Here is a 17,328-nt window from a genome sequence, read left to right on the forward strand (position 1 = left end):
ACGAACAGGATGGAAACGAATCTCCATCCTGTTCGATAGGTCTTACCAGATCCTCATCCAGCCCAACTTAAGTGAACTGCATTAGCCCAATGGGCGGCGTTTCGGCATTGCAGCGGGAAACCCAGATTACTTGATCTTGGTTTCCTTGAATTCGACGTGCTTCTTGGCGACCGGGTCGTACTTGCGGAACGACAGCTTGTCGGTCTTCGTGCGGCTGTTCTTGCTGGTCACGTAGAAGAAACCGGTGTCGGCGGTCGACAGAAGCTTGATCTTGATGTTTGCGGCTTTGGCCATGATATCAGTCCGTTTGTTCGTGGGGTTTTGGCCGCTGGAGCACGGGGAAACACCCGGACGCGGGAAACTTGGCGCGACACATAAAGAACGCGCCCGGAAAGTCAAGCCCGGCAAGCCTCGTGCGATCCGCCTGAGCCTGCTGGTGAACGGAAATCATGCGGTTTCTGTCGCCGGTGCAGTAACCTTCTTCCAGTCTCCGGTCGTGTTCCACCAGCGATTCGGATTGGCGCGGTCGTCCAGCCCCTTGGAACGGCTGGCGAGAATCGGTTGAATGCGGATCACCGGTTCCTGATAGGAATGTGCTTGGAAAATCGCCTCGACGACACGAGCGGCCAGCGCCTGATCGTCCGGCAGTTCGAAGGAAACCTCGACCGTGCCGGGCCGCCGCCTCAATTCGGTTTCGGCGCCGGCGGCCGCACCGTCAAGCGGCCTGTAGCGTTCGATGCCGTGCGCCGACTGATAGGCATTGCGGTCATACTTGCCCATGGCCAGCGGCGCTATCGCCACCACGGCATCCATGATGCGGTCGACGTCGGCGGCCGGAGCCTGGAACGTTACGAGCAGAAGCAGTGTCATTCGTAGCGATGTGGTTTCAAAGCCGCTGTCGATCATGGAAGGGTCCTCGAGTGTTTTGGGACGCCTTTTTAGCCCTGTGCTCCTGACACGGTTCTGTCAGCAGCCTGTCTCCGTGCCGTGCCAAATGCATGGCTGGCCACAGTCGCGCTACAGCAGGATCTTGCGAACCAACCTGACGGCGACCAAAGCGATATAGGCGGCGAAGAACAGGCCGAGCGACCAGCCGAAGCCGGACGGGCCGAACGCATCCATGCCGATGCCGATCGCCTGCGGGCCGAGCACCATGCCGACGCCGTAGCACAGCACGAAGGCGGCGTTGGCCGACGCCAGTTCATGGCCGGAAAGCTGCGAGCCGAGATGGGCGAGGCCGATCGTGTACATGGCAGCGACGACGCCGCCCCAGACGAACAGAAGCGCGGCCATCAGATGCCAATTCTGGGCGAAGAAGGGCATGAAGACGGTGCCGATAAGACCGACCGTGGCGCAGGCAATCAGCAGGTAGCGGCGATCGCTGACGCGGTCGCTGATCATGCCGATCGGGATCTGCAACAACACATTGCCGAGGCCGATCATGGTCAGGAGAAGTGCTGCATCGGCTTCGGAGTAGCCGATTCGGCTGCCGTAGATCGGGAACAGCGCAAAGCCGCCGGTTTCTACCGCGCCGAACACCAGCACGGCAGCGGTCGCCGACGGCACGAGCCAGATGTAGCGCAGAAAATTGCTGGTTTCGCCATCCGAGGCGATCGACGGGCTCTCGTTGCGTGCTGCCAGCACGGGTATGGCCGCCAGCGTCACCAACGCGATGATAACGCCGAACGGCCTGAAACCGGAACTGCCGAGATGGGCGAACAGCCACGGTCCGGCGGCAAAGCCGAGCGACAGGACAGTGGCGTAAATGCCGAGGACAAGGCCGCGTCGGTGCGGCGGCGCCGAGGTGCTGATCCAGAATTCGGACAGGATGAACAGCACCGTCAGCGCAATGTGCAGCACGATGCGCAGTGGAAACCACATCCAGAAATCGGGTGCGAAATGGAAGCCGACAAAGGCCAGAGCGCCGGCGGCGATCATGGCGATCATGGTCCAGGCAACGCCGAACCGCATGGCGAGCGGGGTCGCCAGCGGCGCACCGGCGATCGAGGCGAGGCCGGCAACGGCGGTGTTGAGGCCGATCATCGAAGCCGAATGGCCGCGCGTTTCGAGGATGACGCTGAGCAGCGGCATGCCAAGGCCGATGGCGATGCCGACGACGCTGATCGACGAGATCGCCGCCACCATCGGCAGCCAGTGTACGCGTTCGTCGCCCTGTGGTTGGGTATCGACCGTCATGGGATTCTGAATACTCTGTCTGTTTGATCTTACGCAATTCCGGGCGGAAAACCGCGTCACACTTTTCCTGGAATTGCTCTAGAGAAGTTCGCGGGTGAAGCGGTTGCGGACAAGCCGGTAGAAGGGCACGGGACCGCCCGGACGCAACAGCGGGTCATGGGCGAGGCGCTTTTGCAGCTCGTCCAGGATCATTTGGGTGATGTCGGGTATGTCGGCTTCCCTGGCCTTGGCGAGCGGCAGCCAGACCAGCTCTTCGAGCTCGTTGGTGGGACCGCCACCGGGCAGTTCGACGGCGACGTCGTCACGCCAGGCGCTGAAGAAGCGGGTGTCGAAGCGGCGCACCCGGTTGGGCGGCGTGATGGCGCGCGCAACGAAGCGCAGCATGTCGAGAGAGGGTTGCACGCCGTGTTCGGCAAAGCCTTGCCAATCGGGCCTGAGGGTTGCGAAAGCACCCTTACGGCCGATCAGCAGCCCGGCTTCCTCATAGGTTTCGCGGATGGCCGACAGGGCGATGGCGCGGGCTCGTGCGGCGCTTGTGCGGCCTGGCCCGGCGATCAGCCTGGCTTCCTGCTCCGGGTGCAAGGCGGCGACGACCGGTATGCGGCTGTCGGCCGGATCGGTGCGGCCGCCGGGAAAGACGAACTTGCCCGGCATGAAGGCGTGGCCGGCATGACGGCGACCCATCAGAACCAGCACATCATCGTCCTTGCGGTCGAGCAGGATGAGGGTTGCCGCGTCGCGCGGGCGGATTGGCCGGTCGCTATGAGCGATCATGCTCCGCTCGATCCTGTCGACTTCCGCCTTGGTCATACCGTCCATGCGCAGGACCTAGCGGAAACTTCTGGCAAGCGAAAGTGGCCTTTCACGGTCGGTATGTTGCACCAGGCAGCATTCTTGGCTGCGGCCTAGGCTTCGGGATGCGGCTCGATCACGTCGTGCTCGCCGCCGAAGCCGTGCATATAGAAGGCCCATTGCAGTCCGATGACGGCACCCTTGATCGGCTGCAGCAGCGCAACCGACAAAAGGATGGTCAGCGGCACCCAGATGGCGATGTGCTGCCATGTGGACAGCGTCGACGTCGCCTCAACGCCCATGAAGGCGCCCAGCACGATATGGCCGACGATGACTATGACGAGATAGGCGGGCAGGTCGTCGGCCCGGTGGTGATGCAATTCCTCGCCGCAGACACTGCATGTGTCGACGGTCTTGGTGAAAGCGCGAAACAGCTTGCCTTCGCCGCAATGCGGGCAGCGGCCGAGCAGGCCGCGCTTCATCGCCGTCCACAGCGGGCGCGTGGTCCGGCCCGAGTGATGTTCTCCGCCGAAAACCTGTTCTTCCATGGCTGTTGTCATCATCGTCTCCTGCCGCGCGAACCCGGTCGCGATTGCGACGCGCGGGCGCGGCCCTTGGCCTTGTGAAACGACCGCTTGGAGCCCGGCAGAGGCTTCGGGTCGGTCAACATCTCGAAGCGCATCGCCCCGGCCATCGGCGCCACCTCAATGAGTCGGACCTCGACACGGTCCGCGAGCTGATAACCTTTGCCCGAGCGTTCTCCGAACAGGGAGCGAGCGGTTTCATCGTATATATAGTAATCGCCGCCCAGAGTTGACACCGGGATGAAGCCATCCGCGCCGTACTGCGGCAATTGGACAAATAGTCCTGACTTGGTGACGCCGGAGATGCGGGCATCGAACCGGTCGTCGACGCGTTCGGCGAGATAGCTGGCGATCAGACGGTCGACCGTGTCCCGCTCGGCCGCCATTGCGCGGCGTTCCGTGCCGGAAATCAGCACGGCGACATCTTCGAGCCGTGCCGCTTCGTCCTGCGTCAGCCCGCCCGAACCCAATCCGAGTGCGGCAATAAGTCCGCGATGCACGATCAAATCGGCATAGCGGCGGATCGGTGAGGTGAAATGGGCGTAGCGGCGGAGGTTGAGACCGAAATGGCCGATGTTCTTTGGCGAGTATTCGGCTTGGCTCTGCGAGCGCAGAACCACTTCGTTGACCAGGCCTTCATTGTCGGCGCCGCGCACGCGCTCCAAAATGCCGTTGAACTGGCTTGGCTGCATCTGCGCGCCGCGCGCAAGTGACAGGCCCAATGTCTGCAGGAACTCGCGCAGCGATTCCTGTTTGGCCAGCGATGGCGCGTCATGGACGCGATAGACCAGTTCCTGTTTCTTCGCCTCGAGCGTTTCGGCCGCCGCGACATTGGCCTGGATCATGAATTCTTCGATGAGCTTGTGGGCATCGAGCCGGTCCGGCACGATGACGCGATCGACGGTGCCGTCCGGCTTTAGCACGATCTTGCGCTCCGGCAGGTCGAGTTCGAGCGGCTGGCGGCCATCGCGGCCGCGCTTCAGGATCGCATAGGCGTCCCACAGTGGCTTCAGCACGGTTTTGAGGATCGGGCCTGTCTTGTCGTCCGGCGCGCCGTCGATCGCCGCCTGAGCCTGCTGGTAGGCGAGCTTTGCCGCCGACTTCATCATGACGCGATGGAAGGAGTGCCTGAGCTTGCGGCCCTCGGCCGAAAAAACCATGCGCACTGCCAATGCCGGCCGGTCCTGGCCCTCGCGCAGCGAGCAGAGATCGTTGGAGATGCGCTCGGGCAGCATCGGCACGACGCGATCCGGGAAATACACCGAATTGCCGCGCTTCAGCGCTTCGCGGTCGAGTGCCGTGCCGTAGCGCACATAGGCGGCGACGTCGGCGATTGCGACAGTGGCGACCACGCCGCCTGGGTTCTTCTCGTCGAGATCCGGCGTGGCGAAGACGGCGTCGTCGTGGTCCTTGGCGTCGGCCGGATCGATGGTGACCAGCGGCAGGTCGCGCCAGTCCTCGCGATGGTCAAGCGTGGCCGGTTTTACGGCTTCGGATTCGGCGATGACGTCGGCCGGGAAGATATGCGGAATGTCATGCGCGTGGATGGCGATCATCGAGACCGCCTTTTCGCTGGTCAGCGAACCCAGCACGTTGAGCACCTTGGCTCTCGGCAGCCCATAGCGAGAAGCCCGCGCGGGCTCGACCTCGACCAGGTCGCCGTTCTTGGCGCCGTTCTGGAATTCCTTGTCGACGATCAGTTCGGGCTGGCGCCGTTCCACCGGTTCGATGCGGAAAGTGCCGTCCTGCAAGATGCGAAAGACACCGAGCACAGCATCGGTACGTTTTTCGAAAATCTTCACCACCCGCCCGGTGTAGGCGGGGCCGCCCAGGGCGACGTTCGTGTCGTCGGCCGGAAAGGTCTTGGCCAGCACGCGGTCGCCAATGCCGGGCGCCGGTCCACTGCCACTGCGCGACAGGCGGATGGAAACGATGGGCGGCGGTCCATTGGCCGTGTGTTCGGTAGGACGCGCCAAGAGCACGCCATCGGCATCACGGTCGAAAATATCGAGGACCGTGACATGGGGCAGGGCGCCGATGCGGGCCAACCCCTTGCGCTCCTTGGTAAGGACGCCTTCGTCCTGCAAGTCGCGCAAAATGTCCTTCAGCCAGATGCGGTCGTCGCCGCGCAGCGCGAACGCCTTTGCGATGTCGCGTTTGCCGGCGCGATCGGGATTTTCGGCGATGTAGCGCAGGATTTCGTCACGCGACGGTCGGTAGTCGTCCTTGACCTTGGCCCTGGTGTCGGCGGTGCGCGGATCGCCGTGGGTTCTGCCGGTGATCTTGCGCGCCACGCTGCCCTATCCTTTTTTCTTCGCGGCCGGCTTCTTGGCTGCCACTTTCTTGGTTGCCGGGGCCTTGGCCGCTGCTGCCTTGCGGAAAGGTTTCTTGCCGCCGCCCTTGGCTTCCTTCTCGGCAATCAGCGCCAGCGCGTCCTCGATGGTCACCGACTGTGGATCCCTGCCCTTGGGCAGGGTGGCGTTGACCTTGCCGAAATTCACGTAAGGTCCGTATTTGCCGTCGCGCACGACGATCTTGCCGCCGCCATCGGGATGGTCGCCAAGTTCCTTGAGCGCAGCGGCAGTGCCGCCATTGCGGCCACCCTTGCCCTTCAACTGCTTCTCGGCGATCACCGACACGGCGCGGTTGAGGCCGATCGAGAACACGTCCTCGATGCTCTCGAGATTGGCATAGGTGCCGTCATGCAGCACGAACGGACCGTAGCGGCCGAGCCCTGCCGAGATCATCTTGGCGGTTTCCGGATGCTGGCCGACATCGCGCGGCAGCGACAGCAGCGCCAACGCCTTCTCATGGTCTATCGACTCGGCCGTCCAGCCCTTGGGCAGGCTGGAGCGCTTGGCTTCCTTGCCGTCGCCGCGCTGCAGATAGGGACCGAAGCGGCCGCTGCGCAGCGTGATTTCCTCAGACGTATACGGATCCTTGCCGATGACCTTGGTGCCGTCTTCGCCGCCGCCATTCTCGCCATTGGGATTGGCGGCGTCGCCGAGCTGACGGGTGAAGGAGCATTCGGGATAGTTCGAGCAGCCGACAAAGGCGCCGAATTTGCCGAGCTTCAGCGACAGATTGCCGGTGCCGCATTTCGGACAGATGCGCGGATTGGAGCCATCCTCCCGCGCGGGAAACACCAGCGGCGCCAGTTCCTCATTGAGCGCGTCGAGCACGTCGGTGACGCGCAGTTCCTTGATGTCTGCGACGGCACCGGAAAAACCCTTCCAGAAATCGCGTAGCACGTCTTTCCAGGCGAGCTTGCCGTCCGAGATCTCGTCGAGCTTCTCTTCCAGAGATGCCGTGAAGTCGTACTCGACATAACGTTTGAAGAAGCTTTCGAGGAAGGCCGACAGCAAGCGGCCCTTGGCCTGCGGCACCAGCCGGCGCTTGTCGATGGTGACGTAGTCACGGTCCTCTAGCGTCTTCAGGATCGCCGTATAGGTAGAAGGCCGGCCGATGCCGAGTTCTTCCAGCTTCTTGATCAGTGAAGCTTCGGAATAGCGCGGCGGCGGCTCGGTGGTGTGCTGGGTGGCGTTGATCGCCTGGCGCGCTAGCTGCTCGCCGGCGCGGATCTCGGGCAGGCGACGATTTTCCTCGTCTTCCGCATCGTCGTCCTTCTGGTCGGTGTATGCGGCGATGAAACCGTCGAACCGAACGACCGAACCGATAGCACGCAGCTCTGCGGTGCGCGATCCGTTGACCGCTTCGATCTCGGCGGTGGTGCGCTCGATCTCGGCAGACTGCATCTGGCTGGCGATGGCGCGCTTCCAGATCAGCTCATAGAGCCGCATCTGGTCGGAATCGAGATATTGTCTGACGGATGCCGGGGTGCGCATGAAATCCGTCGGGCGGATCGCTTCGTGCGCTTCCTGGGCGTTCTTGGCCTTGGCGGTATACTGGCGCGGCTTTTCCGGCAGGTATTTTGCGCCGAATTCCTTGGCAATGGCGTCGCGTGCGGCGTCGATCGCCTCGGGTGCCATCTGCACGCCGTCGGTTCGCATATAGGTGATGAGGCCGGTGGTCTCGCCGCCGATCTCCATGCCTTCATAGAGGCGTTGCGCCACCTGCATGGTGCGGCTGGCCGAGAAGCCGAGACCCGATGAGGCGGCCTGCTGCAGCGTTGAAGTGGTGAAGGGCGGGCCGGGATTGCGCTTAGTCGGCTTGGCTTCCACCGACACCGCCTTGAAGGTTGCGCCATCAAGCATCGACTTGATGTCGTCGGCCTGCGCCTTGTTGGAAATGTCGAGCTTTTGCAGCTTCTTGCGATCGAAGGCGGTCAGCCGCGCTTCGAAATTCTCGTTGCGCGGCGTACCCAGCAGGGCGGCGATCTGCCAGTATTCCTCGCGGATGAAGCGCTCGATTTCGGATTCGCGGTCGCAGACGAGACGCAATGCAACCGACTGGACGCGGCCGGCCGAGCGGGCGCCCGGCAGCTTGCGCCACAGCACCGGCGACAGCGTGAAGCCGACGAGATAATCCAGTGCCCGGCGGGCGAGATAGGCATCGACCAGCGGCGCATCGATCTGGCGCGGATTGGCCATCGCCTCCAGCACCGACGATTTGGTGATGGCGTTGAAGACGACGCGGCTGACCGGCTTGTCCTTCAGCGCGCGCTTCTGCTTCAGCACTTCAAGAACGTGCCAGGAAATGGCTTCGCCTTCGCGATCCGGGTCGGTGGCGAGGATCAGGCCATCGGCATCCTTGACCGCCTTGGCGATGTCGGCGAGCCGCTTGCCCGAGGCGGTGTCGACCGCCCAGGACATGGCGAAATCCTCATCCGGACGCACCGAGCCATCCTTGGCCGGCAAATCCCTGACATGGCCGAACGAGGCCAGAACCTTGTAGTTCTTGCCGAGGTATTTGTTGATTGTCTTCGCCTTGGCCGGCGATTCGACGACGACGACGTCCATGAGGTCTCATATCAGCTGTGGTGCGGCAGAAGAATTCCGCTGCGCGCGACGAAATCTCGTTGTATTTGTCGCTCACATGGCCGCGCTTTTGCATCCGGTCAAGGGGAAGCGCCCAAATTGCGCGGCGGTCGCCAGCAATACACTCTTAGAGTGTATGGAGAAAATCACAGAATTTTGGGTAAGAGGGATAGTCGTCCCGAGTCTGCGGAAACGACCCGATTCATTTTCCGCCGACTCGTTGAAATGCCGACCGGGGCGGGCGACATTATAACGGGCTGTTCGATGCCGGCCGCCGGGTGCATGGAGATGCCCGGCGACCAGCCCTTTGTCCCGCCAGCAGCGGGATTGGCGTGGTTAGTCGGCCTTGACGATGTGCCAGGCTTCGCCGACGCCGTCGCCGGTCACGTCGCCGGGCTTCTTGTCCTTTATGAAGGTGTAGACCGGCTTGCCGTCATAGGCCCACATCTTGGTGCCGTCGGTGCGGTCGACAACGGTCCATTCGTCATCCGCCTTGGCGCCGGCTTCGGCCTTCAGCGGCGGCCAGTTGGTGGCGCATTTGTCGTAGCAGTTGGTCTTGCCCTTCTCGTCCTTGTCATAGGTGTAAAGCGTCATGCCGTTGGCGTCGGTGTAGATCTTGGTGCCATTGACCTCGGCTTCCTTCCACGCGTCGGCGGCGAAGGATGCGGCGGTGCTGAGCAGAAGCGCTGCCAGTCCTGCGGTTATGGTTTTCATGGAAATCTCCCTGGCTGATATCTGGAGACGCGCGGGAAATCGCGGCCTCACAGCATCAACGCCTGCGGGCTGTGGTTTCTTCCTGGCAAGTGCGTCGGGCAATGGATGATCTTGCCAACACAATGGTGATTGGTGGACAAGGCTGCGCGTCGCTATATCGGCGTCACGGCATTGGAGTTCTTGGAAATGGCATTGGACATCGGCTATGTCAGCGCGATCGGGGCGGGAGCCATCTCGTTCCTGTCGCCTTGCGTGCTGCCGCTGGTGCCGCCCTATCTCTGCTACATGGCCGGCGTCTCGGTCGACGATTTCCGCGGCAATACGGGGGCGGCTGCAAAGGAAGGCGCACGCGGCGCGCTGCTCTTTTCCTCGATCGCCTTCGTGCTCGGCTTCTCGACCGTCTTTGTCGCGCTGGGCGCCGGCGCCTCGACCATCGGCCGGCTGCTGCGCGTCTGGCAGGAGCCGCTGGCAATGGGCGCCGGTGTGCTGATCATCCTGATGGGCCTGAATTTCCTCGGCATCCTGCGCATTCCGCTGCTGTCGCGCGAGGCGCGCTTCCAGTCGCAGGGAAAACCGGCGAGTGCTGTCGCCGCCTATGTCATGGGGCTGGCTTTCGCCTTCGGCTGGACGCCCTGCATCGGCCCGGTGCTGGGGCCGATCCTGACGCTGGCAGGTGGCCGCGAAACGGTGGGCGAGGGCGCGCTGCTGCTCGCCGCCTATTCGCTCGGACTGGGCATCCCATTCCTGATCGCGGCGCTGTTTTCAGGCGCCTTCATGCGCTTCCTCGGCAAATTCCGCGTCCATCTCGGCCGCGTCGAAAAGGCCATCGGCGCGCTGCTGGTCGTCGCCGGCGTGTTTTTCCTCACCGGCGGCGTGCAGACCGTGTCCTACTGGCTGCTGGAGAATTTCCCAGTGCTGGGGCGGTTGGGGTGATTTTTCGTCCGACCGACATGTTTTCGCGTTTGAATGGCTCTTTCACCTACTGATCAAAAAGTCAGTTGCTCTACCATCTCACCGGAATTTAACCGCATTGGTGCACCATGGCGGCACTGCTATCCTGTCTTGATTCCCAACCCTTTTCATATGGTTGTCCATCCATGAGCCAGAGATCCTGCCTTTCCGTCATCCTCGCCGCTGGCGAAGGCACGCGCATGAAGAGTGCGCTGCCGAAGGTGCTGCACCAGATCGCCGGGCTGCCGATGGTCGCCCATGTGGTGAGGGCGGCCGAAGCTGCCGGCGCCGGCAGCCAAGCGTTGGTGATTGGCCATGGCGCGGAAGAGATGCGCAAGGCGGCGGCGAAATTCGCTCCGAAGGCCGAGACCTTCGTGCAGGACAAGCGCCTCGGCACCGCGCATGCCGTGCTGGCCGTGCGCGAAGCGATATCAAAGGGTTATGACGATATTCTGGTAATGTTTGGCGACACGCCGCTGATCGACGCCGATGCGCTGACGGTGGCGCGGCTGAAACTGGCGGAAGGTGCGGCCGTCGTCGTGATCGGTTTCCGTCCGCCCAGCCCGACCGGCTATGGCCGGCTGATCGAAAAGGACGGCAAGCTGGTCGCCATCCGCGAGGAAAAGGATTGCTCCGAGGAGGAGAAAAAAATCGGCTTCTGCAATGCCGGGATGATGGCGGTAGCCGGCGCCCATGCGCTGAAGCTGCTCGACGCGGTTGGCAACAAGAATGCCAAGGGCGAGTACTACCTCACCGACATTGTCGAGATCGCCAGTGCGCGAGGCCTTGACGTGGTCGCCACCGAAGCCAGCTTCGAGAGCGCGCTCGGCATCAACAACCGCGCCGAACTGGCGCAAGCCGAGGGCATATGGCAGGCGCGCCGGCGGCACGACGCGATGCTGTCGGGCGTGACGCTGATCGCGCCGGAGACCGTGTATTTCTCGCACGACACCGAGATCGGCACTGACACGATCGTCGAGCCCAATGTCTGGTTCGGTCCGGGTGTGAAGATTGCCACGGGCGCCAAGATCCATGCCTTCAGCCACATCGAAGGCGCCACCATTGCATCCAATTGCGATGTCGGGCCGTATGCGCGGCTGCGGCCGGGTGCGGATCTCCGGCAAAAGGCCAAGGTTGGCAATTTTTGCGAGGTCAAGCAGGCGGTTATCGAAGAGGGCGCCAAGGTCAACCATTTGACCTATATCGGTGACGCCCGGGTGGGCGCGGGCGCCAACATCGGCGCCGGCACCATCACCTGCAATTATGACGGCTATTCGAAATTCTTCACCGATATCGGCGAGGGCGCCTTCATCGGTTCGAATTCGTCGCTGGTGGCGCCTGTCACCATCGGCAAGGGCGGCTACATCGCCTCGGGCAGCGTGATCACCGAAAGCGTGCCCGACGACGCGCTGGCCTTCGGCCGCGCCCGCCAGAAGACGATCCCGGGCAAGGGCAAGGAATTGCGCGAACGCTTTGCTTCGGCGGCGGCTGCGAAGAAGAAGTAAAGCAGACTCGCAAAAAACCAAACGATTGCAGTAACCGGATTGCAAGAGCGGTCTGTCATGGTGCATCGACAAGAATGAGCGTTCCGTTACACGGGACGAAATGCAATGTGACTTTCGCGGCAGGCCGGCCATCCCTAAATAGCGCTGGTTTTCCACGGGGAATCGGGGGCTGTCTGCATGTGCGGTATCGTTGGAATCGTCGGCCACTCGCAGGTTGCGCCGCTCATTGTCGATGCGCTGAAGCGGTTGGAATATCGCGGCTATGACTCGGCCGGCGTCGCCACCATCGAGCACGGCCAGCTTGCTCGCCGCCGCGCCGAGGGCAAGCTGATCAACCTCGAGCGCCGGCTCAAGGACGAGCCGCTCGACGGCACGATCGGCATTGGTCACACACGCTGGGCGACGCATGGCGTGCCCAACGAGACCAATGCGCACCCGCATTTTTCCAATGGCGTCGCCATCGTCCACAACGGCATCATCGAGAATTTCGCCGAATTGCGCGAAGAACTGATCCGCGACGGCTATTCTTTTTCGTCGCAGACCGACACCGAGGTCGTGGCGCATCTGGTGGCGCGCGAACTCGCCAGAGGACTGAAGCCGGTCGAAGCCGCGCACCAGGCGCTGAAGCGGCTGGAAGGGGCCTTCGCGCTGGCGATCATGTTCAAAGGCGATGAAGACCTGATCGTCGGCGCCCGCAACGGTCCGCCGCTGGCTGTCGGCCATGGCGATGGCGAGATGTTTCTGGGTTCGGACGCCATCGCGCTCGCCCCGTTCACCAATTCGATCACCTATCTCGAAGATGGCGACTGGGCGGTGGTGCGCCGCGACGGCGTCACCATCTTCGACATCGACGGCACAAAGGTCGACCGCAAGCGCCAGCAGTCGCTCTCGACCAGTTTCATGGTCGACAAGGGCAATAGACGCCACTTCATGGAGAAGGAAATCCATGAACAGCCGGAAGTGATCTCGCACACGCTGGCGAATTATCTGGATTTTGTCGGCGGCGTCTCCAAGCCGCTCGACCTGCCTTTCGATTTCGCCAAAATCGACCGGCTGGCGATTTCGGCCTGCGGCACCGCCTATCTCGCCGGCCTGATTGGCAAATACTGGTTCGAGCGCTACGCGCGACTACCGGTCGATATCGATGTCGCTTCGGAATTCCGTTACCGCGAAATGCCGCTGTCGAAGAACGATGCCGCCTTCTTCATCTCGCAATCGGGCGAGACCGCCGACACGCTGGCCTCGCTGCGCTACTGCCGCAAGGCGGGGATGAAGATCGGCGCCGTCGTCAATGTGCGGGAATCGACGATGGCGCGCGAATCCGACGTCGTGCTGCCGACGCTGGCGGGACCGGAGATCGGCGTTGCCTCGACCAAGGCATTCACCTGCCAGCTGTCCGTGCTGGCATCGCTTGCCGTGCGTGCCGGCGTGGCGCGCGGGACAATCTCGAAGGAGCAGGAAAAGACCTTTGTGCGCGAGCTTTCGGAAGCACCGCGCTATGCCAATCAGGTGCTGAAGCTCGACCATCAGATCGAAAAGACCGCGCGCGACCTCGCTCACTATAAGAACGTGCTCTATCTCGGCCGCGACACCAATTTCCCGCTGGCCATGGAAGGCGCGTTAAAACTCAAGGAAATCTCCTATATCCACGCCGAGGGCTATGCCGCGGGCGAGCTGAAGCATGGGCCGATCGCGCTGATCGACGAGAACATGCCGGTCATCGTCATCGCGCCGCACGACCGCATTTTCGAAAAAACCGTGTCGAACATGCAGGAAGTGGCGGCGCGCGGCGGCAAGATCATCCTGATCACCGACAGCAAGGGCGCGGAGCTGACGAGCGTGAAGACGATGGAGACGATCGTGCTGCCGGACGTGCCGGAAATCATCTCGCCGATCATCTACGCGCTGCCGATCCAGATGCTCGCCTATTTCACCGCCGTGTTCATGGGCACGGACGTCGACCAGCCGCGCAATCTGGCGAAATCGGTGACGGTGGAGTAGGCCTCATCCTTTCGTCATCCACGGGCGGAGCGGGAGCGAAGCTCCTGCGCAGACCCGAGGATCCATTCCGGGACGGTATGGCGGATCAAAGCGGTGCAGAACTTGGCGCTACCACCCAGTCCCGCGGAAAAGCTCGGATTGGCCTTTCCGATCAGTTCGATCTTACATTGACGGGGCCAACGTTTCAGCGACTTCTCGCGCTGGATCGCATCGGATCGTTTGTGACGCCAATATAGATGGTGCCGCGTTTCCGGCTCGCAGTTAAATAGACATAGCCCGTCATGAACGAAGTATAGCGGCCGAACGATCCGCCGACCATCTTGATGGGTTGCATTCTTCGGCCGACGTCACGGAATGGATCCTCGGGTCTGCGCCGCGTCGCTTCGCTCCTTGCTCCGCCCGTGGATGACGAAGGGAAGGATGTTTCGGCTAATCACGAACGTATGCTGCTTCCGTTTGGATTGCTTCGTTGGAAGTAGTGGCATAATCGGAGCTTTAAAAACTTCGCAGTTCCAAACTGGACGGCGGTTCACTAATGTCGCGTCGCAATAGCGGCCCCCGGTGAATCATGTCCGACGCTCCCAAGACTTCCGGCGTGACCCGGCTGAGGAACTATTTCCTCACGGGCTTCATTGTCTGCGCGCCGCTGGCGATCACCGCCTACATTGCATGGTCTTTCATCGGCTGGGTCGATTCCTGGGTGAAACCCTATATTCCGGCCCGCTACAGCCCTGACACCTATTTGTCGTTTCCGGTGCCGGGGTTCGGGCTGATCGTGGCGCTGATTCTGATCACGCTGATCGGCTTCCTGACGGCAAACATCGTCGGCCGCGCCATCGTCAATTTCGGCGAGCGCCTGCTTGGCCGCATGCCGCTGGTGCGCGGCATCTATGGCTCGCTGAAACAGATTTTCGAGACCGTGCTGTCGAACAAGGGTGACATGTTCCGCCAGGTCGGGCTGGTCGAATATCCGCGCAAGGGTGTGTGGTCGCTGGTGTTCGTCGCCAGCGAGAAGGAAACCGAGATCAACCAGAAGCTCGACCAGGAAGGCGATCCACTGATTGCCGTGTTCATGCCGTGCACGCCGAACCCGACCACCGGATTCCTGATGTATGTGCCGAAGTCGGACATCGTGCTGCTCGACATGACGATCGAGGACGGCGCCAAGCTGATCGTGTCGGCCGGACTGGTGGCGCCCGAGGTCAAACAAATGGTTGTCGTGAATGGCGAGCCAATCGAGGGAATGCTCGCCAACCCATCGGTTGCCGCCCTGGCTCAGCCGGCGCGCAGGAGCCGCACGGCCTCGTCGCGGCCGAACAAATAAAGCAGCAGGCGCAACGCCTCGCCACGCTGCGATTGCAGCTCCGGGTCGCGCGACAGGATCAGCCTGGCATCGTCGCGGGCGGCCTCCAGAAGGTCGGCATGCGCCTCGATGCGCGCCACCTGGAAACCCGGCGTGCCGGACTGGCGGGTGCCCAGCAATTCGCCTTCGCCGCGCAGCTTCAGATCTTCTTCGGCGATCAGGAACCCGTCCTCGGTCTCGCGCATCACCGACAATCGGCGTTTTGCGGTCTCGCCGAGCGGGTCCTTATAGAGCAGCACGCAGGAGGAGGGCTTGTCGCCACGCCCGACCCGGCCGCGCAACTGATGCAATTGGGCGAGGCCGAAGCGCTCGGCATGCTCGATGACCATGACGGTGGCGTCCGGTACGTCGACGCCGACCTCGATGACCGTGGTGGCGATCAGGATGCGTGTGTCGCCCTGCTTGAAGGCGCGCATCGCCTCGTCCTTGTCGGCACCTTTCATGCGGCCGTGAACGAGCCCGATACGGTCGCCGAACAATGGTTTCAGCGAGGCGAAGCGGTCCTCGGCCGACATCAGCTTGATTTCTTCGGATTCCTCGACCAGCGGACAGATCCAGTAGATCTTCTGGCCGCCGGCCACCGCCTCGACCATGCGGCCGATCAGTTCATCGAGCCGCTCCAGCGGCAGAGTAACGGTACGGATCGGCTGGCGGCCGGCCGGTTTTTCCGTCAGTTTCGACACGTCCATGTCGCCGAAAGCGGTCAGCACCAGCGTGCGCGGGATGGGAGTGGCCGTCATCACCAGCATGTCGGGCGCATCGCCCTTGGCGGTGATGGCGAGCCGTTGATGGACGCCGAAACGGTGCTGCTCGTCGATCACGGCAAAGACCAGGTCGTGGAACATGACCGTCTCCTGGAACAGCGCATGGGTGCCGACGACGATGTCGATCTCGCCGCTTGCCAGGCCGGCCAGCGTATCAGCGCGTTCGCGGCCCTTCTCGCGGCCCGTGAGGATGGCGATGCGCAGCCCGACCTTGGCGGCAAGCGGCGTGATGGTCGCCAGATGCTGGCGCGCCAGGATTTCGGTCGGTGCCATCAAGGCCGCCTGGCCGCCAGCCTCGACAGCCCGCGCCATGGCCAACAGCGCGACGACCGTCTTGCCGGAGCCGACATCGCCCTGCAGAAGCCGCAGCATGCGCTCGGGATCGGCGAGGTCGGCATTGATTTCGGCCAGCGCGAACTCCTGGCTCGGTGTCAGCGAATAGGGCAGTGCGGCTCGCAGTTTTTCGACGATGCGGCCGTCGCCGACCAGAGGGCGGCCGGACAGGCGGCGGACTTTTGCCCGCACCAGCGCCAGCGAGACCTGGCCCGCCAGCAGCTCATCATAGGCGAGGCGCCGCCAGGCAGCGCCATCGACGGAGACATCGATCGGGTCGGCCGGATTGTGGATGCGGGCAAGCGCGCCGGCAAAGGAGGGAGACGTGTGGCGGCGCATGAAAGCGCCGTCCTGCCATTCGGGAAATTCGGGCACACGCGCCAGCGCCTGGCCGATCGCCCGGCGCAGCACCTTGCCCGAGAGCCCGGCTGTCAGGGGATAGACCGGTTCGACCAGCGGCAGGTTTTCCGCCTCGCTGGCGAGCGCGATGTGGTCGGGGTGGACCATGCTCGGGCGGCCGTTGAACCATTCCATGCGGCCGGAGACCACGACATGCTCGCCCTCGGGCATCGCCTTTTCGAGATAGGAAGCGTGAGCATGGAAGAAGGTCAGCGCGATCTCGCCGGTGTCGTCATGGGCGAAGACCCGGTAAGGCACCGACCTGTTGCCGCGCGGCGGCGGCTGGTGGCGGTCGATGCGCACCTCCAGCGTCACGATCTGGCCCTCCGCGGATCCTGCGATGCCCGGCCGGCTGCGCCGGTCGATGACGGTGTGCGGCAGCACGAACAGAAGGTCGCCCGCGCGGGCGGGGCGGTCACCCAGATCGGCCGGGACAACCTTCTCGATCAGCGCGCCGACTTTCGGTCCGACGCCGGCAAGCGAGGTGATCGGGACAAACAAGGGATCGAGGATGGAAGGTCTCATCTGAGAGAAACCATGCGGTGTCTGCGCTCACCCCCCTCTGGCCTGCCGGCCATCTCCCCCTCAAGGGGGGCGATTAGCAGTTCTGACCTCGCCCGCCTTGCGCAGTTGGAAATTGGCGAAAGCAGTCGTGCCATACGATCTCCCTCCTTGAGGGGGAGATGTCCGGCAGGACAGAGGGGGGTGCTAGCGCCGATACTGTCAGGAATGTTCGTCACACCGAGATGTTAGACGCCAACCGGGCCGTTGCAAGGCTGACAGCCCCTT

General features: G+C 62.9%; 13 protein-coding genes. 4 read left to right on the top strand and 9 right to left on the bottom strand.

What is annotated here, in order from left to right; translation table 11 throughout:
- Positions 1-126 precede the first annotated feature (126 nt).
- The 8 genes from rpmG to NKI99_RS27355 all read right to left on the bottom strand — a co-directional run bounded on the left by rpmG (position 127) and on the right by NKI99_RS27355 (position 9,223).
- The gene (gene rpmG, locus NKI99_RS27320; protein ID WP_006201775.1) at positions 127-294 is read right to left on the bottom strand and encodes a 50S ribosomal protein L33; all 168 of its coding nucleotides are present in this window, start codon (positions 292-294) and stop codon (positions 127-129) included.
- Positions 295-447: 153 nt separating this feature from the next.
- Positions 448-906 (bottom strand): YqfO family protein, encoded by a 459-nt coding sequence (locus NKI99_RS27325; protein WP_352552940.1) that lies wholly within the window; start codon positions 904-906, stop codon positions 448-450.
- A 111-nt stretch (positions 907-1,017) separates the two neighbouring features.
- On the bottom strand, positions 1,018-2,196 hold the full coding sequence (locus NKI99_RS27330; protein ID WP_023810543.1) for an MFS transporter: 1,179 nt from the start codon (positions 2,194-2,196) through the stop codon (positions 1,018-1,020).
- Between the two features lie 78 nt (positions 2,197-2,274).
- Complete coding sequence (locus tag NKI99_RS27335) at positions 2,275-3,015, bottom strand: NUDIX hydrolase (RefSeq protein ID WP_352552944.1); 741 nt, start codon at positions 3,013-3,015, stop codon at positions 2,275-2,277.
- Positions 3,016-3,101: 86 nt separating this feature from the next.
- Positions 3,102-3,536 carry a DUF983 domain-containing protein gene (locus tag NKI99_RS27340; RefSeq protein ID WP_206638025.1) on the bottom strand — a complete coding sequence of 145 codons (435 nt, stop codon included), beginning with the start codon at positions 3,534-3,536 and terminating at the stop codon, positions 3,102-3,104.
- Between the two features lie 11 nt (positions 3,537-3,547).
- Positions 3,548-5,866 (bottom strand): ribonuclease R, encoded by a 2,319-nt coding sequence (gene rnr / locus NKI99_RS27345; RefSeq protein WP_352612783.1) that lies wholly within the window; start codon positions 5,864-5,866, stop codon positions 3,548-3,550.
- Between the two features lie 6 nt (positions 5,867-5,872).
- Positions 5,873-8,491, bottom strand: coding sequence for a type I DNA topoisomerase (gene topA, locus NKI99_RS27350; protein WP_352612785.1), 2,619 nt, complete (start codon positions 8,489-8,491; stop codon positions 5,873-5,875).
- A gap of 354 nt (positions 8,492-8,845) precedes the next feature.
- The gene (locus NKI99_RS27355; RefSeq protein WP_352612787.1) at positions 8,846-9,223 is read right to left on the bottom strand and encodes a COG4315 family predicted lipoprotein; all 378 of its coding nucleotides are present in this window, start codon (positions 9,221-9,223) and stop codon (positions 8,846-8,848) included.
- Between the two features lie 186 nt (positions 9,224-9,409).
- Here NKI99_RS27355 and NKI99_RS27360 point away from each other — a divergent pair, with 186 nt between their 5' ends.
- From NKI99_RS27360 to NKI99_RS27375, 4 genes are all read left to right on the top strand, one after another.
- Positions 9,410-10,156, top strand: a complete 747-nt coding sequence (locus NKI99_RS27360) for a cytochrome c biogenesis CcdA family protein (RefSeq protein ID WP_352612789.1) — start codon at positions 9,410-9,412, stop codon at positions 10,154-10,156.
- 164 nt (positions 10,157-10,320) lie between these two features.
- Complete coding sequence (gene glmU, locus NKI99_RS27365; RefSeq protein ID WP_352612791.1) at positions 10,321-11,679, top strand: bifunctional UDP-N-acetylglucosamine diphosphorylase/glucosamine-1-phosphate N-acetyltransferase GlmU; 1,359 nt, start codon at positions 10,321-10,323, stop codon at positions 11,677-11,679.
- Positions 11,680-11,856: 177 nt separating this feature from the next.
- Positions 11,857-13,680, top strand: coding sequence for a glutamine--fructose-6-phosphate transaminase (isomerizing) (gene glmS / locus NKI99_RS27370; protein ID WP_352612793.1), 1,824 nt, complete (start codon positions 11,857-11,859; stop codon positions 13,678-13,680).
- A gap of 568 nt (positions 13,681-14,248) precedes the next feature.
- Entirely contained in the window at positions 14,249-15,004 is a 756-nt protein-coding gene (locus NKI99_RS27375) for a DUF502 domain-containing protein (RefSeq protein WP_027036784.1), read from the top strand.
- Here the strand turns inward: NKI99_RS27375 and recG are convergent.
- On the bottom strand, positions 14,956-17,064 hold the full coding sequence (gene recG, locus NKI99_RS27380; RefSeq protein WP_352612794.1) for an ATP-dependent DNA helicase RecG: 2,109 nt from the start codon (positions 17,062-17,064) through the stop codon (positions 14,956-14,958). The two genes, NKI99_RS27375 and recG, sit on opposite strands and share 49 nt — an antisense overlap.
- Positions 17,065-17,328: the final 264 nt, after the last annotated feature.

It is taken from the genome of Mesorhizobium sp. M0239, assembly GCF_040321815.1.
Classification (GTDB): domain Bacteria; phylum Pseudomonadota; class Alphaproteobacteria; order Rhizobiales; family Rhizobiaceae; genus Mesorhizobium.